This is a genomic window from Nonomuraea sp. ZG12, assembly GCF_052068115.1.
Lineage (GTDB): Bacteria > Actinomycetota > Actinomycetes > Streptosporangiales > Streptosporangiaceae > Nonomuraea.
Genome location: NZ_JBQHCW010000037.1, coordinates 25,558 through 48,355 on the forward strand (window position 1 = coordinate 25,558; position 22,798 = coordinate 48,355).

The window sequence follows — 22,798 nt, forward strand, 5'->3', positions numbered from 1 at the left end:
GACCTTATCCTCCCCAGTGAGCCGCATGGTGCTCTTCGATACATATGTGGCCGTTGGTGCAGCCTACGCGGCAAGCTATCAATCGGTGTGAATAGGGTAAAGACGCTTCAAGTCCAAACCGTACCGTGGCCTACCCCCAACCAGGGCCACGCATTCGGCACCGGCACGGCAACCTGCCTCAAGAGCGGCCCTTTCTCCCTCGCCCGCCAGGGTGGCTGTGAGATATCCCGCTGCGAACGCGTCGCCCGCCCCGGTGGAGTCCACCATCTCCGTCGGCACCGGGTCCGACTTAGCGGCGACCTGCCCGCCCGTGGCCACCAGGGCCCCCTCGGATCCCAGCTTCACCACCGCCGTGCCGTACCTCTCGCTGAGCAGTTCGGCGGCGCGCTCAGGAGTGGCGGCCCCGGTGAGCAGCAGCGCCTCGTCCCGGTTGGGGAAGATCAGCTCGGCGAGCGCGGTCTCGTCCAGGAAGCGCTCGACGCCGAACTCGCACAGCGGGCTGGTGGAGGCCGGATCGACGCTGATGACGATCCCGGCGGCGGCCGCCTTGGCCATGGCCAGCCTGACCAGGCGCAGGCCGGGCTCGCCGAACAGGGTGTAACCGGACACGTGCAGGCGGGCGACGCCGTCGAGCAGGGCGTCGTCCCAGTCGTCCTCGGAGATCAGCCCGCCCGCGCCCCGGTTGGTGAGCATGGATCGCTCGCCGGTCCTGTCCACCATGGCGATGACGACCGCGGTGGGGTTGTCGGCGTCGATCCGGACGTGCGGGCGGACACCGGCCTTGGCCAGCTCGCCGATGTGCCACTCGCTGCTGTCGTACCCGCACCTGGCCAGCAGCCCGACCTCGCCGCCCAGGTGGGCGGCCCAGGACGCGGTGTTCGCGCCGGAGCCGCCCGGCCGGAGCACGATGTCGGCGGCGATGTCGGAGGCCGACATGACCGGCGCTCCGTGCAGGGCCACCACATCGGTGACCACGTCACCGATGACCAGGAGACCCTTGCCGGTCACGATCGCGACCAGGCTAGGGAGATCCGCGCCGCGAGGGCGGTGTTGCCGCGTACGGCGGCGAGGTTGGCCTCCAGGGAGGCGCCGGAGGTGCCGCGCACCAGATAGCCGAGGAGGAACGGGGTGATCGCCTGACCGGTCACGCCGTCGCGGCCGGCGGCGTCGAGTGCCTCGGCCAGCACACGGTCGTGCAGGCCGGGGTCGAGCTGCTGGTCGACGGGGACGGGGTTGGCGACGATCAGCGCGCTCTCCTGGCCGCCGAACGCGTCCTGCCCGCGCATGATCGCGGCGGCGTCCTCGGCCGACTCGATCCGCCAGTCGACGGGCAGGCCGGAGGAGTGCAGGTAGAAGCCGGGGAAGGTGTCGGTCCGGTAGCCGGCCACGGTCACGCCGCGCGTCTCCAGACGCTGCAGGGTCGCGGGCACGTCCAGGATCGACTTGACGCCGGCGCAGACGACCGTGATCCGGGTGCGGGCCAGCGTGTCGAGGTCGGCGGACTCGTCCTGTTCCTCGGTCCAGCCACGGTGTACGCCGCCCAGGCCGCCGGTGGCGAAGACCCGGATGCCCGCGCGGGCCGCCAGGAACGAGGTCGCCGACACCGTCGTGGCGCCGCTCGCCTTGAGCGCCGCCGCCACCGGCAGGTCGCGCTGTCCCAGCTTGCGCAGCCCGGACTCGCTCGCCACGCGCTCCAGCTCCACCTCGGACAGGCCGATCCTGGCCACCCCGTCGAGCACGGCGATGGTCGCGGGCACCGCTCCGGCGGCTCGTACGATCTCCTCCAGCTCCCCCGCGACCTCCAGGTTGCGCGGCTGCGGCAGCCCGTGGGAGATGATCGTGGACTCCAGCGCCACCAGGGGGGCGCCGGTGGCCAGGGCCTCGGCGACCTCGTCGGACGGGTGCAGATGTGAATCGGCGGCGCTGCGCATGGTGTGTTTCGTGCTCCTTGGACGGTCCCGATGATCCTCAGTCAGAACGATGTCTTTCCCAGACTTTGTTCCAAACTGAGCAGGTTACGGCGGGAGCGCGTGCGCGTCCACTGGTCAGGGGATCAAGAGGACGACCGGTCAGGGGATGAGGAGGACGACGCCCGCCAGCGAGATCGCGCCGATCAGCCCGGTGGCCAGCCCGCCGAGGAGCAGGGCTCGCCCGCCGCTCAGCAGTCCGCGCACGTCGATCCCGGTGCCGAGCCCGAACAGCGCGGCGGCCATCAGCAGGTCGGTGATCGGAGGCACGGCCGACGTCACGGACTCGGGGACGAGCCCGGTGCCGCGCAGGGCCACCATGGCCAGGAACCCGGCGACGAAGAGCGGGACGACGGGCGGCCGCCCGGCGCCGGGACGGGCTCGGGCGGTCAGGGCGACGATGGGGGCCAGCAGGACGACCCGGCCCAGCTTCACGGTGACCGCCGCCGCGAGCACGCCCGTGGCCGCGCCGATCGCGGCCACCTGGGCCACCTCGTGCACCGCCGCCCCCGTCCACACCGCGAGCTGTGCCGGTGACAGTCCCAGCCAGGCGGCCAGCAGGGGCACCGCGATGATGGCGGCGCTGCCGTACAGGACCACCACGCCGAGCGCGTTCGCGGCGTCCTCGTCGTCGCCGCCCGCGCCGTCGCGCATGGCCGCGATGGCGGCCGCGCCGCAGATGGAGACCCCGGTGGCGATGAGCAGGCCGGTGCCGGGGGACACGCCGAGACGGCGGCCGGCCGGTGGCGTGAGCGCGAACGTGAGGCCCGTCGCCACCAGCACGATCGCGACTGTCCGCCAGCCCATGGCCAGCACCTCGGGCACCGAGATCCGCAGGCCGAGCAGGACGATCGCGACGCGTAACACCGGCCTGGACACCAGCCGCAGACCGGGCAGCAGCCTCTCGCGGACACCCCCGAGCGCGGCCAGGGCCGCGCCCGCCGCCACCGCCACCACCGCGGGGCTGAGCACGGGCAGCAGCGCGTGTACGGCCAGCGCGAGCACCACCCCCATGGCCGCCACGAGCACGCCGGGCAGGACGGAGGTACGGGAGGGGATTTGGAGCACGATGTCAGTCTTCGTGCGGCCGGAGCCTGCCGGTAGCCACAGGTTGCCTGTGAGCCCATAGCCTGTGGCTATGACCTCGCTGCCCGATCTGGACTCGCTGAAGCTGCTGGTCGACGTGGGCGAGCTGGGCAGCCTGGGGCGGGCGGCCAAGGTGGCGGGCATCGCCCAGCCGTCGGCGAGCAAGCGCATCGCCCAGCTCGAACGCCGCCTCGGCCTGTCGCTGCTGGAGCGGACGCCGCGCGGCTCCACGCTCACCAACGAGGGCAAGGTGGTGGCCGGCTGGGCGGCCCACGTGGTCGCGGCCGCGCAGGAGCTCGTGCGGGCCGCCGAGGCGGTGCGCCACGGCGGCGCCGCCCACCTGCGGGTGGCGGCGAGCATGACGGTGGCCGAGTACCTGGTGCCGCGCTGGCTGGGCGAGCTGCAGAGCCGGGAGCCGGACGTTCAGGTGGGCCTGGACGTGGTCAACTCCGCCGACGTCGCGACGCGGGTGCTCGCCGAGGAGGTGGAGCTGGGGTTCATCGAGGGTCCGTACGTGCCCGAGGGGTTGGCCAGCCGGGTGGTGGGCACCGACCGGCTGGTGGTCGTGGTGGCGCCCGGACATCCCTGGACGCGCCGCCGTACCGCGCTGAGAGGGGCGGAGCTGGCCGGGACGGCGCTCGTGGTACGCGAGCCCGGGTCGGGCACCCGCGAGACGCTGGACGTGGCGTTCAGGGACCTGCGTCAGGCCAGCCCGCGCCTGGAGCTGGGCTCCAACTCGGCGGTCAAGGGCGCCGCCCAGGCGGGCGCGGCGCCGGCCGTCATCAGCGGGTACGCGGTGGAGGCGGAGCTGGCGACCGGGCGGCTGATCGAGGTGCCACTGGCCGGGCTCACGCTGGTCAGGAGCCTGCGTGCCGTCTGGCGCCGCGGCCGCACTTTGACAGGCCCCGCCGCGACCCTCCTGTCCATCGCCAGCCGCCCCTGACCGTCCAGTCCGGACCTATCTCGCCACCGCCCGCGCAACGTTCGGAGTGACCCTGCGCCAAGAGGGATCCGACAGGAGAGGAAGATCACGCCCATGGACATCCGCACAGTGTCTGTTCGAGCCGGCAGAGCGGCTGATGCGACGGCCCTCGTGATCCTTGACCCGGTCGCGAGATCCGATGGTGGCGACCGGCGCGGCAGCATCGAACGTTGGTGTCGCGACGGGTCCGTCCTGGTGGCCGACACTCCCCCTGGGTTGGTCGGCTACTGCGTCGTTGAGCACACCTTCTTCGAACAGGGCTTCGTGACGATGCTCATGGTGGCTGAGTCCGCCAGGGGTCACGGCGTCGGCGAGAGGCTGCTGCGCGCTGCCGCGGCTTCATGCCGGACCGCGAAGCTGTTCACCTCGACGAACCTGTCCAACCATCCCATGCAGCGGCTGCTCCAGAGGGTCGGCTGGCGGCCGGTCGGGATGGTGCATGGCCTCGATGACGGTGACCCTGAGGTGTTCTACCTCTGCACGTCGCAGAGCACCGAAAATGCAGAGTAGCACTGACGCTCAACGCCCTTCGCCGCCTCTAACGGTTGGTGCTCTTCGCCGTTAAAGTGCATGAATGGGTGCATATGACGTCGTCATCGCCGGTGGTGGCCACAACGGCCTGGCCGCGGCCGCCTACCTGGCCCGCGCGGGGCGACGGGTGCTGGTGCTGGAGCGGCAGGATCACACCGGGGGCTTGGCCATCTCCACGCGCGCCTTCCCCGGCGTGGACGTACGACTGTCGCGCTACTCCTACCTGGTCAGCCTGCTGCCCACGAAGATCGTCAAAGATCTGGGCCTCGATCTGGAGCTGCGCGGACGCCGTTACTCGTCGTACACGCCCCACGGCGACACCGGCCTGCTCGTCGACGGCGGGGACGAGGGCCGGACGGCGGCCTCCTTCCGTACGGTGACCGGCGGCGACGCCGACCACCGGGCCTGGCGTGACTTCTACGCCATGACCGCGAGGACCGCCGAGGCCCTGGCCCCGACCCTGCTGGAGCCGCTGCGCCCGGCCAGGGCGATCGAGCGGCTGGTCGGGCCGCAGGCATGGCAGGACCTGTTCGCCCGGCCGATCGGCGAGACGGTGGACGAGCGGTTCGCCGACGACACGGTGCGCGGCGTGGTGCTCACCGACTCCCTGATCGGCACGTTCGCCGACCCGGCCACCGACCTGCTGGCCAACCGGTGCTTCCTCTATCACGTCATCGGCGACGGCACCGGCGCGTGGAACGTCCCCGTGGGCGGCATGGGGGCCGTCTCCGGAGCGCTGGAGGCCGCCGCCCGGCAGGCGGGCGCGGAGATCGTGACCGGCGCGGAGGTGGTCGGCATCTCGCCGACCGGCGAGGTCGCCTTCCGTACGGTCGACGCGGCCGGTGAAGCGGCGGAGCACACGGTGACCGGCGGGCACGTACTGGTCAACCTGCCGCCGGCGGTGTTCGATCGGGTGCTCGGCAGGACGCCCAGCGTGCCGGAGGGCGCACAGCTCAAGGTGAACATGGTGCTGAGCCGGCTGCCACGGCTCAAGGACGCCGGGGTGGATCCGGTGGCCGCGTTCAGCGGGACGTTCCACATCAACGAGACCCGCGACCAGCTCGCAACGGCCTACGCCCAGGCGTCCCGGGGCGAGATCCCGCAGCTGCCCCCGGCCGAGATCTACTGCCACACGCTCACCGATCCGTCGATCCTCGGCCCGGAGCTGCGCGGCAAGGCGGAGACGCTGACGCTGTTCGGCCTGCACATGCCCGCCCGACTTTTCCGGAAAAATCCTGACGAGGCGCGCGAGGAAGCTCTCCGCGCCACCTTCGCGTCCATGAACCAGGTCCTGGCCGAGCCCATCGAGGACTGCCTCCTGCGCGCCCCCGACGGCACCCTCTGCGTCGAGGCCAAGTCCCCCGTGGACCTGGAGAACGAGGCCGGCCTGCCCGGCGGCCACATCTTCCACCGCGACCTGAGCTGGCCGTACGGAGAAGAAGGCGGTTGGGGCGTGGAGACCGAGCACGAGCGGATCCTGCTGTGCGGCGCGGGCGCCCGCCGGGGCGGCGGCGTCAGCGGCATCCCCGGCCACAACGCGGCGATGGCGCTGCTGCGCTGAGCTCGGCGGGGTACTCGCTCAGCACCCTTTCACGCTGAGCGTTGTTCGGGCTGTCGTGTTGTCCGCCGTTGCCCGGAGGGTGTCCTTCGGCCCGTGGGTCTTGCCGGAGGCCTGGCCGGGTGGCCAGCCACCGACCCGCTGACCGCGCTGGAGCGGGACCCAGATCACAGCGTGGTCAAACTGACCGAGGTAACGGCGCGTTCGCGACCTGGAACTACGACCCCAAGACCGGGCCGAGCACACTCTCGGCTATCAGGACAACCTGCATCGCGCCCGCGACCACGCCAAGATCCAGAACGTCGACAGTCCCGGCGCTTACCTGGAACACGTCCACGCCTACACCTACGACCCGCTCGATCGCACCACCACCGAAACCGAGAAGGAAGGCACCGCCAACGCCGAAATCACCACCTATTCCTACCTCGGCCTGTCCGCCGAGGTTCTGGACGAGGAGGTGGCCGGCCGGCTCACCAGATCCTTCCAATACAGCCCGTGGGGGGGCGAGCGAGACCGGTGACACCCGCGCCACCTACGGCTACACCGCCTACGGCAGCAACGACGACATCCTCTTCACCGGCGTCGACAAACCCGACCCCGTCGACCCCACTGCCAAGGAGCAGTACAACCCCTACCGCTTCAACAGCAAACGCTGGGACGACTCCGTCGGCATGTACGACATGGGGTTCCGCGACTACAACCCCGGCCTCGACCGCTTCCTGCTGCGCGACACCTACAACGGCGCCCTCAACGACCTCAACCTCGGCACCAACCCCATCAGCGGCATCGCAAACGATGGGCACGAGCCACGTCCGAGCCACTGCCAGCCGGGTGTAAATTGCCCCGACCAACGACAAGGACATAAAGGCGGCAAATAAGGAGAACCGCCAGGACCACGACCGTATGGTCGCTAGGTTCGCCATTCGCGAAATGATCGACAAGGTCGTCGAGACTCTGGAAAAAACAAAATCGCAAGGCAATTTCAATAGAAAATGTATTGCAATGGCACTACCACCTATGTCTGCTACTCTGCAAAGGAAGTAGATAAGAGCCTGAGGTGGGGCGGGGTAACGCCTCTGGATGGCATCCTGGAAGGGCCCCATGGGCGCGTGGGGTTCTCCCTGTTGAACCCGGCGCGATCACTCCCTTGAGGCCGGGAGCAAAACCGTGCCACAGTTTCGTTCCGGGAACCGGGATGGTCATGGCAGACTGCTCGTCAAAGCCGATCCCCGTATGATCCGCTGACACCCTGGTGGTGACCACCATGGGCCAGGCCCGTACTGGTGGGTGGTGGGTACACGCGGCGATATCGGAGGAATTATTCGGTGACAGGAGGACAGGAGCCGAAGTTCTATGGCGGGATACGTCGAGTCCTCAATCAGCTGTGCTGGGACGCTGACCGGCAGATGGAGTATGTGCGAGGCCTAAAGGTCGGCGTGGACGAACTGGCACTAGAATTCGACGATACATGCAATCTTGCTAAGGCTAAGGTGCTCGAAGGCGTGCTGAGCCAGGAAAAACTTCAGGCGCTCCAACCGGTCGATACCAAGCTGGGTCACATGTCTGAGCAGGGTGCCGAGCTCTGGGCAGAGGAGGCGCTTAGAGCGGATCCTGCCTGGCAGGAACTGCGGACGATCGCACGACAGGCATATCTGGATTTCGACTTGTAAGTCCAGGCAGATGCCCGTCGTGAGCCTGGAAGCCGATGCGTCCTCCAGGCTCACGCTGCACGCCAACTCGTGTAAGTGCGAGAGTATTGGTGATATCACGCTCAAACAGGCTGTCAGTGAATCTAGAGACTTCACGGGTCACGCGATTCAGCGGCAGGGGCGTGGCGTTTAGGAGGAGGAAGCTCGGGCCCGGGATGGTTTGCTTCCGTCGTGCAGGCGCTCGGCCGCATGCGGGAGATGACGGCGCCGCATGGCCTGACGTTGTCCGGTGGCGCGCCGCGTTCGAACTGGGCCGAGAAGAACTCGGCTTCGACGAGGATCGAATGCTGGGGCGACAGCGCGGTATCCCGCCTGACGGTGAGCGCCTTGGATCATTGGCGCAGGTGTGGATGGGCGCCGGTCGCGGCGGGTGTGCTGTGTCCGACGGTGGTCGTACAGGGGAACGAGGAGAGTAGATGTGGTCTCCCGTTGGGTCGGCTCGGTGGGAACTGCTGTCTTCCGCGGGTTCGGATCCTGGTTCCTAGCCCCTGTCGAGGTGATGCCGCAGGATCGCAGGGTCCCGTCCAGCCGGCGAACGTATGTGGTGCTCGCCCAGGGCACCAAACGGGGCCGTGCCTGGTTGATCTCATCGGTGAGCCGAGCCGAGCCGAGCCGAGCCGAGCCGAGCCGAGCTGTGCTGTCTGGTGATGTCGGCCGCCTTTATGACGGATCGACCTGCACCCCGGCGGCCTGACCTGGCGACGCGCCTTCCCCGGTGCCTTCCACCGAATCCCGCATGCCCGCTACTTCGCCCGATACCTTGTGGCCGGCGTTCCCCGTTTCGGCAGGATCTTCGGGATCGATGCGGAGTACGGACGGGGCTTTGCCATCGTCGCCGCGCTCGCCGACCAGCGCGGGTACGAAGGCGACGAGGAGATAGGTCACCAGGTATGGGCGCGGATGTCCTGTCCGGGGGGCTGATCGGCAAAGTCGCTCAGCATCTGGCAGGTGAAGATGCTGAGCAGGCAGAGGGCTGACGGCCGCAGGAGCGCCGCCAAAAAATCTACAACGTAAAGGCGGGATGCTCCGGAACAGTGCCACACCGCTGCTCCGGATACGTGCAGGACTGGAAGTTTGCCGTGGTCAGGGCATGAACTCAAACGTCCGAGAGACCACCGGGGTCGGATGAGAGTGCGGCCTCTTGCACATTTCGTCCGACAATCGTATGGTCGGACAGAATTCGCGCTGGCGGCGGCCGCGCCTGGCCGTGCCGGCATTCTCGCCCGCGAGGGCCGCCGAACACATGAAGAGGCTGATATGTCCCCACCGAGCGGCGGCGATGACGCCGGGTTCGAGGTCTTGCAGGTCAAGTACGCCGAGCGCGTCACGCAGAAGAGTGTGGTCCTGCACGACTACGCCTCCTACGGCCTGCCTGACGGCGACCTGCACATGGAGTACAACTTCTGGGTGATGCGCAGGCCCGGCGAGGTGATCCTGCTGGACACGGGCTACGACGTCGCGGCCCGTGACTGGCTGGGGGAGATCGGCGTCAAGCCCACGCCCGAGGGGCTGGCCCTGCTCGGCATCGACCCGCTCGACGTGACGATGGTCATCACCTCGCACTTCCACTACGACCACATCGGCTACCTGAGGTTGTTCGACAACGCCCAGGTGGTCTCGGGCAAGTCGGAATACGACTACTGGTTCGCCAAGTGGCAGAACGACGACCTGGAAGGCGAGTTCACCATCGCCGAGCACCTCGAACCGGTCAAGAGGGCCGAGGAGGAGGGCAGGCTGCGGCTGATCTCCGAGGAGACCGAGGTCCGTCCCGGCGTCACCGTCTACCCGGTGGGCGGGCACTGTCCCGGGGAACTGCTCACCATGGTGCGATCCAGGTCGGGGCTGCGCATCCTCGCCGCTGACGCGGCCCACTTCTACGAGCAGATCGAGAACGAGTGGCCGTTCTTCGCCCACACCGATCTGGACGAGATGCGCGGTGCGCTGTCGTTCATCAACAAGCTGTCACGTGAGACGGGCGCGGTGGTGGTGCCAGGTCATGACGGGCGCGTGCGCGCCAAGTTCCCCCTGATGGACGGTGCCGCAGGAGAGGTCGCCACCGTCCTCGGCTGAGCCCTCCCGGGCATTGACCGCCGGCACCTCCGCATGAGGGCCGCCCCACATCATCTTTAAGGAGTCCCGTCATGGCGCTCAGCCCCCGTCAGCAAGAGGTCAAGGATGAGTTCATCCGGGTACGCGGGACCTGGAGCGATACCTGGCAGGCCATCCTGGAGCTCGACCCCGAGTTCTTGAAGGCCTATGCCGACTTCTCCGCGGTCCCGTGGCGGAAGAACCACCTGGACGACAAGGTCAAGGAGTTCATCTACATCGCGATCGACGCCGCCGCCACGCACATGTACCTGCCCGGCGTCCGGCAGCACATCAAAGCCGCGCTCAAGCTCGGCGCGACGCCGCAGGAGATCATGGAGGTGCTCGAGCTCACCTCCACGCTCGGCATCCACGCGATGAACATCGGCGTGCCGATCCTGGTGGAGGTGCTGGAGGAGAAGGGTCTCCGGAGCGGCCCCGCGCCGCTCACCGCCTACCAGGAGGAGGTCAAGGCCGAGTTCACCAAGACGCGCGGCTACTGGCACTCCTTCTGGGACGAGATGCTGGAGCTGGATCCCGAACTGTTCGCCGCGTACACGGAATTCTCGTCGGTCCCCTGGCGTACGGGGACGCTGGAGCCGAAGATCAAGGAGTTCGTGTACATCGCCTTCGACACCGCCGCGACGCATCTGTACGTCAAGGGTCTGAAGCTCCATATCGAGAACGCCATCGGATACGGCGCCACCGCGCAGGAGATCCTTGAGGTCATGGAGATCGCCAGTGTCATCGGCATTCATGCGGTGACCTCCTCCGTGAGCATCCTGGCGGAGGAGCTCGGCAACCCGGAGAACCGGCCCTAGCCGGCGCCGCCATCGCCGGGCGCGTCCGCGCTCCCCATGTGACTTCCGGCAGGGCCACCGTCGTCCTCCCCTCCATCGAGCGGGCGGACGAGGGCGGCCCTCCGTGTTGCTGAGGGCCACACCCACGGTTCACGAGCATGAAACTGACCGTTGACCTGGCTGATATGACGGTCATACAATCCGACAATCGTACGGACGCGGTCCGGCGCGCGATGGATCGTTCACCTGCCGCGCTATTCCCTGAGGAGTCAGCTATGGCGCCCCACCCCCCGGCAAGCGCTGCCCAGACGCGGCGGAAGACCGCCCTCGCCGTGGGCATCGGAAATTTTCTGGAATGGTTTGACTTCGCGGTCTACGGATTCTTCGCGACGACCATCGGCAAGCTCTACTTCCCCAACGACGATGCGGCGGTCTCGCTGCTGTCCTCCTTGGCCGTCTTCGGCGTCGCCTTCCTGATGCGGCCGATCGGCGGTTTCGTGATCGGCTCGATCGGCGACCGCAAGGGACGCCGCTGGGCGCTGACGATGACGGTCGCCATGATGGGAGGCGCGACGACGCTCCTGGGCCTGATGCCGACCTACGAGCAGGTCGGCATCCTCGCCCCCATCCTCCTCGTGCTGATGCGATGCCTGCAGGGCTTCTCGGCCGGCGGCGAATGGACGGGCTCGTCGGCGTTCCTCCTGGAGCACGTTCCCGCTCACCGTCGTGGCCTCGCCGGGAGCGTCATCTCCTCGACGGCGGCGCTGGCCACCGTCGCGGGCAGCCTGAGCGCGCTCGCCCTGAACGCCGGGCTCAGCGAGGAGGCGCTGAACTCCTGGGGATGGCGCGTGCCGTTCCTCGCCGCGGCGCCCCTCGGCCTCATCGGTCTCTACATCCGGATGAAGCTCGACGAGACCCCGGTGTTCATGGAGATGCGCGAGCAGAAGGCGGTCATCGACCGTCCACTGCGCGCGGCGGGCCGCCGGAACGTCAAGTCGATCGTTCTGACGTTCTTCTTCGCCAGCGTGCAGGGACTCGGCTTCTACTACCTGGCCACCTACGTGGTGAACCACCTGTCGCAGACCGTGGGCCTGCCGCGCACGACCGCTCTGATGCTCAGCGCGGTCGGGCTCACCTTGTACGCGTGCCTGTGCCCGTTCGCCGGGGCGCTCTCCGACCGGTTCGGGCGGCGTTCCATGAACATCATCGGCAGCTTCGGCCTGGCCCTGGTCGCCTACCCCGCCTTCGTGCTCATGAGCGGCGGTGGATCGTTCCAGATCGTCCTCGCCATCTTCATCTTCGCGATCTTCCAGTCCATGGTCAGCGTGACCACCGTGGTCATGCTCACGGAGCTGTTCCCGGCCCAGACCCGGGGGAGCGGCAGCGCGATCGGGTTCAACCTGGGCCTGGCGCTGATCGGCGGCCCTGGTCCCTTCATCGCCGCGGCCATCGCCACCGCCTTCACCGACAAGGCGATGCCGGCGATCTACATGGTCGCGGTGGCGCTGGCCGGCGCGCTGGTCGTGCTGCGCTGGCTGCCCGAGACGCGCGGCCGGGCGCTCGGCCTGACAGAGAAGGAGCCGGCGGGGATCGCCGAACGCAGCGAGGCGTAAGGTTCGCCGGTTCGAAGAAGGCCACTCGCGGTCGAGCGGGGAGAGGCGGTCGCACTGCTCGGCGCGAACGGCGCGGCAAGACGACGTTGCTGCCGGCCATCATGGGACCGGTCGCCTACCGGCGCGGGAGCGTCCGGGTCGACGGCGCCGAGATCTCCGGGCTTCCGGTGCGGTGATGAACGACCCGAAGATCATGCTCTTTGACGAGCCGCCGCTGCCATCGACACCGTCGCCGAGGCCCTGATCAAGCTGCGCGAACGCGGCGGATCGCTGTTGCTGGTCGAGCAGCGCGTCGATCTGGCGCTGCGCGTCTGCGACCGTGTCTACGTCCTCACTGAGGGGCAGGTGGTCGCCGAGAACGAGTCGAAGGACATCGACTCCGAACGGCGGTCCCTGCTCGACGCCTACCTGGGATAGGAAACCACCACGATGATCGGAAATCTGCCCCTCACCCCGGCGGGGGCGCTGTGACGAGCGACGCGACGTACGAGGTGATCGCGCTCCGGTACGGAACCCGGCTCGGGGCGAAGGAGGAGATCTTCCTCAACTACGCCATCTACGGCGAGCCGGACGAGCCGCTCGGGATGGACTACTACTGCTGGGTGGCCCGCAACGCCGAGCGCACGGTCGTGATCGACACCGGCTTCGGCGAGGTGGGCGGCGCGCGCAGGCGGCGGACGACCCTCGTCCCGCCGGTCGACGCGCTCGCGCGGATCGGGGTGGACGCCGCGACGGTGCCACAGGTCGTCGTCACGCACGCGCATTATGACCACATCGGCAATCTTCCGGCCTTCCCCGCCGCCGAGGTCGTCATGGCCCGCCGCGAGTACGACTTCTGGACCGGTCCGTACGGACGGCGGGCGCAGTTCGCCTGGTCCACCGAGGAATCCGAGACGGCTCACCTGGCGGAGGTGCGCGCCCAGGGCCGGATGACCCTGATCGACCAGGCGTACAGCCCCGCTCCCGGGATCGAGGTGATCCCCGTCGGTGGCCACACGCCGGGGCAGGCCATCGTCCTGGTCGCCACCGAGGGCGGCCAGGCCGTGCTCGCCTCGGACGCCGCGCACTACTACGAGGAGATCGAGCGGGACCGGCCGTTCGCGTACGTCGCCGATCTGGAGGCGATGTACCGCGGCTTCGACCTGCTGAAGGAGATCGCCTCCGAATCGGGCCGCGTGATCGTGGCGGGGCACGACCCGGAGGTGATGCGGCGGTTCCCCGCCGTGGAGGGCATCGACCCGGGGCTCGCCGTCCGCGTCGGCTGACGCGTCGCGAGGTCCGGCCAGGACGGTGAGCCCGACGGCGGCGCACCGGAACACGAGCAGGAGGGATTGGGCGCAATGGCGCGAAGGACACTGGACGGCAAGGTCGCCGTCGTCACGGGCGCGGGCGGGGGGATCGGCGCGGCCAGCGCCCGCCGGCTGTCCGAGGACGGCGTCCGGGTCGTCGTGGTCGACATCGACGGCTCGGCGGCGCGAGCCACCGCCGAGGCGCTGCCCGGGGAGGCGATCGCGGTCCAGGGCGACGTGTCGCGGGAGGAGGACGTCGACCGTTACGTCCAGGCCGCCGTCGAGCGCTTCGGCCGGATCGACCTGCACCATCTCAACGCCGGGATCTTCGGTACGTTCGACCGCCTGCCCGAGGTGTCGGCCGAGGACTTCGACCGGGTGATCGCGGTCAATCTCCGGGGCGCCTTCCTGGGCCTGCGGGCGGCCTTCCGCCGCTACGAGGAGCAGGACGGCGGCGGCGCGATCGTGCTGACCGCGTCCATCGCCAGCCTGCGCGGCAGCGCCGACCTGCTGCCGTACCAGACGTCCAAGCACGGCGTCATGGGCCTGGTCCACGGCGGAGCCCTGTACGGCGGTCCGCTGGGCGTGCGGGTGAACGCGGTCGCCCCCGGCCTCGTCCCCACCGGGCTCTTCGCCGCGGGCGGGACGGCCAGGGGCGGGGGAGGCGACATGGAACAGCGCGGCACCACCACGCCGATGCGCCGGGTGGGGACGACCGAGGAGATCGCCGGGGTCGTGGCCTTCCTCCTGAGCGATGACGCCGGTTATGTCACCGGCGAGGTCGTATCCGCCGACGGCGGGGCGTCCGTGGTGAACACGGTCCGCCCGTCCGGCGGCGCCGGCGCCTGGACCCCGCCATGATTGTATGACGGACATACGGTAATATTTCATGCTGGAAGGGCATGCCGGAATGCGCCTTCCGCAGCACCTTGAGGAGTGTGAGGCATGACCGGACGGCGGGTCGGATTCATCGGCCTGGGAAACATGGGCGGCCGCATCGTACGGCGCATCGTCGACGGCGGGCAGGCGGTGCTCGGCTTCGACCTTGACGCCTCGCGGGCCGCCGCGGTGGGCGCCACCGCCGCGGCCACCGTCACGGAGGTCGTCCAGGGCAGCGATGTCATCCTGATGTCGCTGCCCGACAGCAAGGCCGTCGAGGCGGTGGTCCGCGGCGACGAGGGGATCCTGGCGGCGAGCCGCGCCGGGCAGATCGTGGTCGACCTGAGCACCGCGGCTCCCGGCTCGACGGTCAGGTTGCACGCGGCCTTCGCCGAGCGCGACGTGGAGTACCTCGACGCCGGCGTCTCCGGCGGCGCCGCCGCGGCGGAGAAGGGCACCCTGACCATCATGGCCGGGGGCTCGGCCGCCGCGCTGGAGGAGCTCGGCGAGCTGTTCGAGCTGTTCACCTCCAAGGTGTTCCCGATGGGGGAGAGCGGCGCCGGGCACACCGCCAAGCTGCTCAACAACTTCCTCAACGCGGTCAGCCTGGCCGCGACCGCCGAGGTCATGGTGGCCGGCCGGAAGGCCGGACTGGACATGCGGACCCTGCTCGACGTGCTCAACGCCAGCAGCGGCGTCAACTTCGCCACCCTCAACCGCTTCCCCCGCATCATCGAGGGCGACTACCTCGAAGGCGGCCTGACCGGCGCGCTGATGATGAAGGACGTGGTGCTGTACGTCGATCACCTGCATGAGCTGGGCGTGCCCAGCCTCAACGCCTCGGGCCCGATGGCCAGCTTCGGCCTGGCCAACAGCACCGGCTACGCCGACCTGATCAGCAACCGCGTCGTCGACGCGATCGGCGACATCTCCGGTGGCGTCCGGCTGTACGACGAGCCGGGCGCGGACGACGACAGCGGAAAGGCGACACCATGAGGATCATTCGTGGCCGCGCTCCGGGCAGCGCCTCCGAACAGCGCTCGGCCACCTTCACCGGCACCGTCTGGGCGGACCCCGTCCTGCCCACGACGGACGGCGTCACCGTCAACAACGTCTTCTTCACACCGGGCTCGCGCACGCACTGGCACAGCCACGAGCACGGCCAGATCCTGCACGTGACCGCCGGGAGCGGCCTGGTGTGCACGCGGGGCGAGGAACCACAGCCGCTCGGGGCCGGCGACACGGTCTGGGTCCCGGCCGGCGAGACGCACTGGCACGGCGCGGGCCCTGACACCTACCTCCTGCACCTCGCCATCTCCCTTGGCACGACCGACTGGCACCAGCCGGTCGGCGACGACGAATACGGCGCCACCGCGTGAAGATCCCGGGCGGGTGCCATCGCTCTCCATCAGAGGGGATACCTGAATGACCGACCAGCAGGCCGACGGACGTTTCGATCGCGGTCTACAGACGCGGCGCGAGGTTCTGGGCGCCGAGCACGTCGATCGCTCGCTCGCGCGGGTGAGCGAGTTCGCGCGCCCCATGCAGGAGTTGGTCACCGAGTACGCCTGGGGTGAGATCTGGACCCGTGACGGACTCGACCGCAGGACCCGCAGCCTGCTGAACCTGGCCATGCTCACGGCGCTCGGCCGGATGCACGAGTTCGCCGTGCACGTGCGGGGCGCGGTGACCAACGGATGCACGGAAGAGGAGATCCAGGAGACCCTCCTGCAGACCGCGGTCTACTGCGGGGCGCCCGCCGCGCTGGAGTCCTTCCGCGTCGCGGAGAAGGTGCTCGAGGAGGTTCGCACGCATGAATGACGCACCGGTGAACGACGAACCGGGCGAGACGATCGTGGGCCCCGGCGCGGTCGTGGGATTCGTCGGGCTGGGCAACATGGGGTCCCCGATGGCGGGACGGCTGGCCGAGAGGGGATACGTCGTGCGCGGGTACGACGTATCCCCCGAGGCGCGCGCACTCCTCGCCGAGTCCACCGGCGCCACGGTCGTCGAGACGGTGGCGGAGGTGGCCGACGGAGCCGACGCCGTCGTGCTGATGCTGCCGAACTCGGCCGTGGTCCACTCCGTGCTCTTCGACGCCGGCCTGCTCGACCGCATGGCGCCGGGCACGGTCCTGATCGACATGGGCTCCTCGGAGCCCCTGCGGACCCGTGAGCTGGCGAGGACGGCCGCGGATCGCGGTGTTCCGGTGGTCGACGCGCCCGTCTCCGGCGGCGTGCGGGGCGCCCGGGACGGGAGCCTGACCATCATGGCCGGCGGGCCGCCGGAGGCGGTCGCGGCCGTGCACGCGATGCTCGGCATCCTCGGCGGGAAGATCCTGCACGTGGGTCCGGCCGGCGCCGGGCACGCCCTCAAGGCGCTCAACAACCTGCTGTCGGCCACGCACCTGCTGGCCACCTCCGAAGCGATGCTGGCCGGCCAGGAGTTCGGGCTGGATCCGGCGGTGATGCTGGAGGCGATCAACGGCTCAAGCGGCCGCAGCGGATCCACGGAGACCAAATGGCCGCGTTTCATCCTCGACCGCGGCTTCGACTCCGGTTTCGGGCTGCGGCTGATGCTCAAGGACATGCGCATCGCCGTGGGGCTGGCGGACGCCACGGGACGGCCGTCCCGCCTCGGCGAGGCGGCCGTCGAGCTGTGGGCCCACGCGGCCGAGCGACTGCCCGCGGAGGCCGACCATACCGAGATCGTGCGCTGGCTCGAAGCGGAGGGCGAGAAGGCCGATGATTGACTTGGATCGTACGATCGTCAGGCCGTAGGCTGGCATGGTGGCGAGCACCGAGAATCATACGACCGGCGCGCTGAGCGGCATCCGTGTGGGGCGCGTCGCCGCTCCGCTACGCGAGCAGGTGCTGGAAGGCCTGCGGCACGCCATCCTCAACTTCGACCTCAAGCCCGGAGAGCGGCTGGTCGAACGCGAGCTGATCGAGCAGATCGGCGTCTCCCGCACGACGATCCGTGAAGTGCTCCGCGAGCTCACCGCCGAAGGCCTCGTGGTGGTGATACCGCAGAAAGGCGCGGTCGTCTACGCGCCGTCTCCGGTGGAGGCGCAGGACCTCTACGCGGTCCGCGCCTCCCTGGAGTCCCTGGCCGTGCGGCGCTTCATCGAGCGCGCCTCGGAAGCGAGCGTCGACGCGCTCCGGGCCACGGTCGACGAGATGGAGAGGGTGGCCCTGGGCGACGGCGACATGCTGGCCCTCCTGCAGGCCAAGGACCGCTTCTACGACGTTCTCCTCGAAGGCGCCGCGAGCCCGACCATCCAGGACATCCTCGGCGGGGTCCAAGCCCGCGTGCGTCTTCTGCGCGCCACCTCGCTGTCCCAGCCGGGACGGTCGGTGCACGTCATCGCGGAGATCCGCGCGCTCGTCGCCGCGATCGCGGCCCGCGACGCCGATGAGGCGACCCGCCTGTGCGTCGAGCACCTGAACAACGCGGCGGCGACCGGCCTCAAGGCGCTGGCGGCCGAAAGGGCCGCAGGCTGACGGTACGGCGCTCGCACCCGACGGCCATCCCCCTTCATCGGGTTCTCAGAATGTTGCTCTAGCGTTGGGGCATGAGCGAGCTGGCACGGTTGCTGGTGGTGGACGACGAGCCCGCACTGCGCGAGGCGCTTCAGTCGAGCCTGGAGTTCGAGGGCTACCAGGTCGTCACCGCCAACGACGGGCAGGCGGCGCTGGAGGAGCTGGCGCGCACGCCGTACGACGCGGTGCTGCTCGATGTCATGATGCCGAGGCTCGACGGGCTGACCGCCTGTCGCAGGCTCAGGGCGGCGGGCGACCACGTGCCGGTGCTCATGCTGACGGCCCGCGACGCCGTCGGTGACCGGGTGTCGGGGCTGGACGCGGGGGCCGACGACTACCTGGTGAAGCCGTTCGAGCTGGACGAGCTGCTGGCACGCGTACGGGCGCTGCTGCGGCGCGGCGCGTTGAGCGCCGGGGAGCCTGAGCCGACGCTGTCCTTCGGCGACCTGAAGATGGACCCGGCGACCCGGGAGGTCACCAGGGGCGAGCGGCGCCTGGACCTCACCAGGACCGAGTATCTGCTGATGGAGCTGTTCCTGGCGCACCCGCGTCAGGTGCTGACGCGGGACCAGATCCTGGCCGAGGTGTGGGGGTTCGACTTCGAGCCGTCGTCCAATTCGCTGGACGTATACGTGATGTACCTGCGGCGGAAGACCGAGGCCGGCGGCCAGACCCGGCTGATCCACACCGTGCGGGGCGTCGGCTATGTGCTCAGAGGCACTACGTGAGAGCTCGCAGCATGCGCTCGCGACTCACCCTGCTGGTCGCGGCGGCGGTGGCGATCGCGGTCGCGGTCTCGGCGGTGGGCTGCTGGTACTTCGTCCAGCGGGAGCTGTCGTGGCAGCTCAACCAGTCACTCAGGGACATCCGCGTGCCGTGGAAGCTGATGGACAAGGCGGTGAAGGACTGCTCGCCGAATCCGGTCACCACTCCGGCCGACGAGGACTATCCGCCCTTCCCCGAGCCCATGCAGATCGTCTTCCCGGACGGCAGCCGCTGCGTCATGGGCAACACCGCGGTCAAGGTCACCCATCGGGAGAAGAAGATCGCGGGCGGCTACCGTGGCCAGGAGGAGGTCTACGACGGCCACGCCGACAACGGCAGGCCCATCCGCGTTCTGGTCAAGAACGTCGACCAGAACGCGGCGTTCGTCATCGCCAGGCCCCTGAACGAGCTACGCGGCACCCTGCGCAGGGTGTCGGTCATGCTGGTGATCGTCGCCGCGCTCGGCGTTCTCGTCGCCGCGACGGCCGGGCTGCTCGTCTCGCGGGCGGCGCTGCGCCCGGTGGGCCGCCTGACCAGGGCGGTCGAGCACATCGCGCAGACCGAGGACCTCACCACCCGCATCCCGGTGGAGGGCAGCGACGAGATCGCCCGGCTGAGCGCCTCCTTCAACGCCATGACCGCCGCCCTGGCCGGATCCCGCGTCCGCCAGCAGCAGCTCGTCGCCGACGCCGGGCACGAGCTGCGCACCCCGCTCACCACCCTGCGCACCAACATCGACCTGCTGCTGCGCAGTGAGCAGACCGGCCGCAGCCTCGACCCGGGCGCCAAGGAGCGGCTGCTGGTGAACGTGAAGGCGCAGTTCGCCGAGCTCACCACGCTGGTCGGCGACCTGCTGCAGCTCGCCCGCGGCGACACCGACCACGAGCCGCATGTCGAGCTGCCCCTGCACGAGGTCGTCACGGCGGCCGTGGAACGGGCCAGACTGCGCGGCGCCGAGGTCAGCACCGAGCTGTCGCCGTGGTACGTCGTCGGCAGCGCCGCCTCCCTGGAACGGGCCGTGCTCAACCTCATCGACAACGCCGCCAAGTTCAGCCCCGGCCGCGCGGTCGAGGTGGTGCTGCACGAGGGCACGCTGACGGTCCGCGACCACGGGCCGGGGATAGCCGAGGACGAGCTCCCGCACGTCTTCGAGCGGTTCTGGCGCTCGCCGTCGGCGCGTTCCCTGCCGGGTTCGGGGCTCGGCCTCGCGATCGTCGCGCAGGCCGCGGCGGAGGCCGAGGGAGTGGTCAGTCTGGACAACGCGGACGGCGGGGGAACCATCGCGACGATGAAGCTGCCGGGAGGGCCGCAGGCGGCCGGCTGAGCGCAGGGCCGGAGTGAGTCAGGCGGGCATGGCGGCGAGGAGGAAGGCCAGGCGGGCGGCGGCGGACTCCACGTCGTCGGTGCTGCCCAGCCGGTATCCCCACGAGGTGACGAAACTGCCGTTCTCCGAACACGTCACGCTTTCCATGAGAGTGGCGGAGAAACGGTTACGCACGGACACGTAGGCCGGGTCACTGGCGAGTGCCAGAACCTCCACGGACAGATCAGCGTGGCGGCCGATGAACCAGGCGAATCGCTCGAGGCAGAGCGCCGTATCAAGCATCATGCGTCACCTCCGTCTCGCGTCAGAATTGCACGATCTTGCGGCGGGGGGCAAGCAATTGCGAGATTAATGTGAGGATTGTTTGCGGTATTCGTCAAGGACGCGAATGATGACGTCACGTCCCTCTTCTGCAAACTTCGCTACCTTTGTGTAATCGGCGAAGGCCCGCGCGTAAAACGCGATGTCATCGGGGTCGCGCATGACCAGCTCCTTGGTCATCGTGCCCACCCCCACCATCGCCTCGTTGTAGATCCAGAAGCCGTGCATGGGCGCCGACGGCAGCTCCTGCGTGAAAGGGATCACGCCGAATTCCACGTTCGGCAGCGTGCTGACGGCCAGCAGCCGGTCGAGCTGGCCGCGCATCACGTCGACGGGGGTCAGCCGGGTGTGCAGCACCGCCTCGGAGATCACGAACCTGAACGTCCTGGTGCGGTCGTAGAGGATCTCCTGGCGCTGCATCCGCACCCGCACCGCCGCGTCGATCTGGTCGGCGGCGCTGTACAGCCGCTTGACCTTGCGGAACACGTGCCGGGCGTACTCCGACGTCTGCAGCAGACCGACCATGACGGCCGGCTCGAACGCGCGGAAGAGCCTGGTCCGCGCCTCCAGGTCGCGCATGTCCTCCTGGATGGCGGCCAGGCCGCTGCGGTGGCGTTGCTTCCAGCCGTCGTGCCGCTCCTGCAGCGCGAGCGCCTGGGCGATCAGGTCGTCCGTCGTCTCGCCTGCGGCCCCCACCGCCTGGGCCCAGACCACGACGTCGTCCTCCGTCGCGGTCTGCCGCGCGTTCTCCAGGCGGGAGACCTTGGACGGCTGCCAGCGCAGCCTCTCGGCCAGGTCCTTGCCCGAGAGCTGGGCTGCCTCGCGCAGCTGCCGGAGCCGGCCGCCGAGGTCCATGCGCGCCTGCTGAAAGGACGTCACGCCGGATGAGGCTAAACCGCTCACGTGGATCATGCCACCCTTGGCCGGACAATCGTGATCAACCGGATGCGGGGCCCCTAACTGGGAAAGCGGATGCCGATTCGTCGGGCAGAACCCGGCGGGCGATCTCGGTGAGCAGTTCGCGGGGCACCTCGACCGCGACCTCGCCATCGAGAATGTCGCGTAAGTCGGAAAGGGCCTCGGCGTCGGTCACGCGAAGGCCCTGCACCACGATCGTGCCCCGGTCGGTTTCGTACAAGGTGGGGCAGGCGCCCGCCTCTGACGTGGAACCCAGGAACCGCATACGCATGACGATCCTTCCCCGACAACACTGCAATTGCGCGCAATTGTACGAGGCAAGGTGCGGCTTGTGATCGTTTTTCGTGATATTTCGGAATATGGGCGTTATGTCTAGAGGGAGCTGCGCATGATGGTGCCCGCGCGCTCGAAGAGGCTCAAGGTGGTGGCGTGCAGCGCGTCGCCGATGTCCTTGGGCGCCTTGCCCGCGAACGCGCGCGCGTGCGTGCCCTCCAGCACGATGCCGAGCTTGAAACAGGCCATCACGGCATACCAGTCGATCGCCGACAGGTCGCGCTCCGACAGCGCCGCATAGCAGTCGACGATCTCGCGCGGCGACGCCAGGCCGGGGATCTGCTCACCGCTCAACGGCAGAACGGCCAGCAGCCAGCCGAGATCGACCAGCGGATCGCCGATCGTGCACATCTCCCAGTCCACGATGGCCGCCACCCTGGGCCCGTCGTGGGCGTACAGCAGGTTGGCGAAGTGATAGTCGCCGTGCATGATCCCCGGCATGAAGGTGGCCGGGCGGTTCGCGTCGAGCCACGCGGCCGTCTCCCGCAATCCCGGAATCCGCGGGCCCGGATAGCCGTCGAGCTCGCCGTAGGAGTCGAGCTCCTTGAGCCAGCGCGGAACCTGACGCTCCAGGAATCCTTCCGGCCGGCCGAAGCCGGGCAGCACGTCCGGATCGACCCGGCCCAGCTCGGCCAGCGCCGAGGCCGCCTCCAGCGCCATCCGGTGGCGGATCGCCGGATCGGAGGCGTGCGGCTCGGGCAGTCCCATCGACGGGTTGAACCCGTCGACCGGTTCCATCAGATAGAAGACCGGCTCCAGCTCCGACCGCACCTCGGTCTGCGCCGCCACCAGCCGGGGCGCCGCGACCGGGGTGTCACGCAGCGCGGCCAGCACCCGCGCCTCGCGGCGCAGCACGTCGTTGCTCTTCGGCCGGGCGTGCACGGGCGGCCTGCGCAGGATGTACGGCCTGCCGCCGCGCTCGAAGCGCACCATGACGTTCTGGGTGCCGCCGGGGACCGGAGCCGCGCCGGTGATCTCTCCCTCGGGCAGTCCCTGCGCGTCCATCCAGGCGCCGAGAGCCGCCAGATCGATGGCGCTCACGTCGATGTGCGTGGAGGTCATGAACTGCCTTTCGACCGGACAAAATATCAGCGGT

Annotated in this window: 27 protein-coding genes; 18 read left to right on the forward strand and 9 right to left on the reverse strand. The window is 69.2% G+C overall.

What is annotated here, in order from left to right; translation table 11 throughout:
• Positions 1-78: 78 nt before the first annotated feature.
• The 3 genes from ACTMTF_RS45765 to ACTMTF_RS45775 form a co-directional block, all read right to left on the reverse strand.
• On the reverse strand, positions 79-1,008 hold the full coding sequence (locus ACTMTF_RS45765) for a carbohydrate kinase family protein (RefSeq protein WP_441116365.1): 930 nt from the start codon (positions 1,006-1,008) through the stop codon (positions 79-81).
• Positions 1,005-1,931: a pseudouridine-5'-phosphate glycosidase gene (locus ACTMTF_RS45770; RefSeq protein WP_441116366.1), complete on the reverse strand. Its 927-nt coding sequence runs from the start codon at positions 1,929-1,931 to the stop codon at positions 1,005-1,007. The genes ACTMTF_RS45765 and ACTMTF_RS45770 overlap by 4 nt, the downstream gene beginning before the upstream one ends.
• Before the next feature lie 138 nt (positions 1,932-2,069).
• On the reverse strand, positions 2,070-3,035 hold the full coding sequence (locus tag ACTMTF_RS45775) for a YeiH family protein (RefSeq protein WP_441116367.1): 966 nt from the start codon (positions 3,033-3,035) through the stop codon (positions 2,070-2,072).
• 70 nt (positions 3,036-3,105) lie between these two features.
• On the opposite strand from ACTMTF_RS45775, the gene ACTMTF_RS45780 reads away from it, so the two are divergent.
• The 3 genes from ACTMTF_RS45780 (at position 3,106) to ACTMTF_RS45790 (ending at position 6,127) form a co-directional block, all read left to right on the forward strand.
• Positions 3,106-3,996, forward strand: a complete 891-nt coding sequence (locus ACTMTF_RS45780; RefSeq protein WP_397002155.1) for a LysR family transcriptional regulator — start codon at positions 3,106-3,108, stop codon at positions 3,994-3,996.
• 93 nt (positions 3,997-4,089) lie between these two features.
• On the forward strand, positions 4,090-4,545 hold the full coding sequence (locus tag ACTMTF_RS45785) for an N-acetyltransferase family protein (RefSeq protein WP_441116368.1): 456 nt from the start codon (positions 4,090-4,092) through the stop codon (positions 4,543-4,545).
• 64 nt (positions 4,546-4,609) lie between these two features.
• Positions 4,610-6,127, forward strand: coding sequence for a phytoene desaturase family protein (locus ACTMTF_RS45790; protein WP_441116369.1), 1,518 nt, complete (start codon positions 4,610-4,612; stop codon positions 6,125-6,127).
• A 214-nt stretch (positions 6,128-6,341) separates the two neighbouring features.
• On the opposite strand, the gene ACTMTF_RS45795 is transcribed toward ACTMTF_RS45790, so the two are convergent.
• Positions 6,342-6,647 (reverse strand): hypothetical protein, encoded by a 306-nt coding sequence (locus tag ACTMTF_RS45795; RefSeq protein WP_441116402.1) that lies wholly within the window; start codon positions 6,645-6,647, stop codon positions 6,342-6,344.
• Positions 6,648-6,690: 43 nt separating this feature from the next.
• Here ACTMTF_RS45795 and ACTMTF_RS45800 point away from each other — a divergent pair, with 43 nt between their 5' ends.
• Together ACTMTF_RS45800 and ACTMTF_RS45805 are read left to right on the forward strand one after the other, a co-directional pair.
• Positions 6,691-7,002: an RHS repeat-associated core domain-containing protein gene (locus tag ACTMTF_RS45800; protein ID WP_441116400.1), complete on the forward strand. Its 312-nt coding sequence runs from the start codon at positions 6,691-6,693 to the stop codon at positions 7,000-7,002.
• A gap of 558 nt (positions 7,003-7,560) precedes the next feature.
• Positions 7,561-7,794 carry a hypothetical protein gene (locus tag ACTMTF_RS45805; RefSeq protein WP_441116370.1) on the forward strand — a complete coding sequence of 78 codons (234 nt, stop codon included), beginning with the start codon at positions 7,561-7,563 and terminating at the stop codon, positions 7,792-7,794.
• 699 nt (positions 7,795-8,493) lie between these two features.
• Here ACTMTF_RS45805 and ACTMTF_RS45810 read toward each other — a convergent pair.
• Positions 8,494-8,718 carry a hypothetical protein gene (locus ACTMTF_RS45810; protein WP_441116371.1) on the reverse strand — a complete coding sequence of 75 codons (225 nt, stop codon included), beginning with the start codon at positions 8,716-8,718 and terminating at the stop codon, positions 8,494-8,496.
• Between the two features lie 372 nt (positions 8,719-9,090).
• On the opposite strand from ACTMTF_RS45810, the gene ACTMTF_RS45815 reads away from it, so the two are divergent.
• The 13 genes from ACTMTF_RS45815 to ACTMTF_RS45875 all read left to right on the forward strand — a co-directional run bounded on the left by ACTMTF_RS45815 (position 9,091) and on the right by ACTMTF_RS45875 (position 20,130).
• Positions 9,091-9,903, forward strand: coding sequence for an N-acyl homoserine lactonase family protein (locus tag ACTMTF_RS45815; RefSeq protein WP_441116372.1), 813 nt, complete (start codon positions 9,091-9,093; stop codon positions 9,901-9,903).
• 71 nt (positions 9,904-9,974) lie between these two features.
• The gene (locus ACTMTF_RS45820) at positions 9,975-10,739 is read left to right on the forward strand and encodes a carboxymuconolactone decarboxylase family protein (RefSeq protein WP_441116373.1); all 765 of its coding nucleotides are present in this window, start codon (positions 9,975-9,977) and stop codon (positions 10,737-10,739) included.
• 254 nt (positions 10,740-10,993) lie between these two features.
• Complete coding sequence (locus tag ACTMTF_RS45825; RefSeq protein ID WP_441116374.1) at positions 10,994-12,331, forward strand: MFS transporter; 1,338 nt, start codon at positions 10,994-10,996, stop codon at positions 12,329-12,331.
• 273 nt (positions 12,332-12,604) lie between these two features.
• On the forward strand, positions 12,605-12,748 hold the full coding sequence (locus ACTMTF_RS45830) for a hypothetical protein (RefSeq protein ID WP_441116375.1): 144 nt from the start codon (positions 12,605-12,607) through the stop codon (positions 12,746-12,748).
• Positions 12,749-12,798: 50 nt separating this feature from the next.
• Positions 12,799-13,596 carry an N-acyl homoserine lactonase family protein gene (locus ACTMTF_RS45835; RefSeq protein WP_441116376.1) on the forward strand — a complete coding sequence of 266 codons (798 nt, stop codon included), beginning with the start codon at positions 12,799-12,801 and terminating at the stop codon, positions 13,594-13,596.
• Between the two features lie 75 nt (positions 13,597-13,671).
• The gene (locus ACTMTF_RS45840) at positions 13,672-14,481 is read left to right on the forward strand and encodes an SDR family NAD(P)-dependent oxidoreductase (RefSeq protein ID WP_441116377.1); all 810 of its coding nucleotides are present in this window, start codon (positions 13,672-13,674) and stop codon (positions 14,479-14,481) included.
• Between the two features lie 84 nt (positions 14,482-14,565).
• Positions 14,566-15,495 carry an NAD(P)-dependent oxidoreductase gene (locus tag ACTMTF_RS45845; protein ID WP_441116378.1) on the forward strand — a complete coding sequence of 310 codons (930 nt, stop codon included), beginning with the start codon at positions 14,566-14,568 and terminating at the stop codon, positions 15,493-15,495.
• The gene (locus tag ACTMTF_RS45850) at positions 15,492-15,878 is read left to right on the forward strand and encodes a cupin domain-containing protein (RefSeq protein ID WP_441116379.1); all 387 of its coding nucleotides are present in this window, start codon (positions 15,492-15,494) and stop codon (positions 15,876-15,878) included. Before ACTMTF_RS45845 ends, ACTMTF_RS45850 begins: the two co-directional genes overlap by 4 nt.
• A gap of 46 nt (positions 15,879-15,924) precedes the next feature.
• Entirely contained in the window at positions 15,925-16,320 is a 396-nt protein-coding gene (gene pcaC / locus ACTMTF_RS45855; protein ID WP_441116380.1) for a 4-carboxymuconolactone decarboxylase, read from the forward strand.
• Complete coding sequence (locus ACTMTF_RS45860; RefSeq protein ID WP_441116381.1) at positions 16,313-17,251, forward strand: NAD(P)-dependent oxidoreductase; 939 nt, start codon at positions 16,313-16,315, stop codon at positions 17,249-17,251. Before pcaC ends, ACTMTF_RS45860 begins: the two co-directional genes overlap by 8 nt.
• A 37-nt stretch (positions 17,252-17,288) precedes the next feature.
• A complete protein-coding gene (locus ACTMTF_RS45865; RefSeq protein WP_441116382.1) occupies positions 17,289-18,002 on the forward strand; it encodes a GntR family transcriptional regulator in 714 nt (237 codons plus the stop codon).
• 71 nt (positions 18,003-18,073) lie between these two features.
• Positions 18,074-18,769 (forward strand): response regulator transcription factor, encoded by a 696-nt coding sequence (locus ACTMTF_RS45870; RefSeq protein ID WP_441116383.1) that lies wholly within the window; start codon positions 18,074-18,076, stop codon positions 18,767-18,769.
• A gap of 11 nt (positions 18,770-18,780) precedes the next feature.
• Positions 18,781-20,130, forward strand: a complete 1,350-nt coding sequence (locus ACTMTF_RS45875; protein WP_441116384.1) for a sensor histidine kinase — start codon at positions 18,781-18,783, stop codon at positions 20,128-20,130.
• Positions 20,131-20,148: 18 nt separating this feature from the next.
• Here the strand turns inward: ACTMTF_RS45875 and ACTMTF_RS45880 are convergent, their stop codons facing one another.
• From ACTMTF_RS45880 to ACTMTF_RS45895, 4 genes are all read right to left on the reverse strand, one after another.
• Positions 20,149-20,415 carry a hypothetical protein gene (locus tag ACTMTF_RS45880; protein WP_397002123.1) on the reverse strand — a complete coding sequence of 89 codons (267 nt, stop codon included), beginning with the start codon at positions 20,413-20,415 and terminating at the stop codon, positions 20,149-20,151.
• A 63-nt stretch (positions 20,416-20,478) separates the two neighbouring features.
• Complete coding sequence (locus ACTMTF_RS45885; protein ID WP_397002121.1) at positions 20,479-21,330, reverse strand: helix-turn-helix domain-containing protein; 852 nt, start codon at positions 21,328-21,330, stop codon at positions 20,479-20,481.
• 58 nt (positions 21,331-21,388) lie between these two features.
• On the reverse strand, positions 21,389-21,640 hold the full coding sequence (locus tag ACTMTF_RS45890; protein ID WP_441116385.1) for a hypothetical protein: 252 nt from the start codon (positions 21,638-21,640) through the stop codon (positions 21,389-21,391).
• A gap of 101 nt (positions 21,641-21,741) precedes the next feature.
• Complete coding sequence (locus ACTMTF_RS45895) at positions 21,742-22,764, reverse strand: phosphotransferase family protein (RefSeq protein WP_441116386.1); 1,023 nt, start codon at positions 22,762-22,764, stop codon at positions 21,742-21,744.
• Positions 22,765-22,798: the final 34 nt, after the last annotated feature.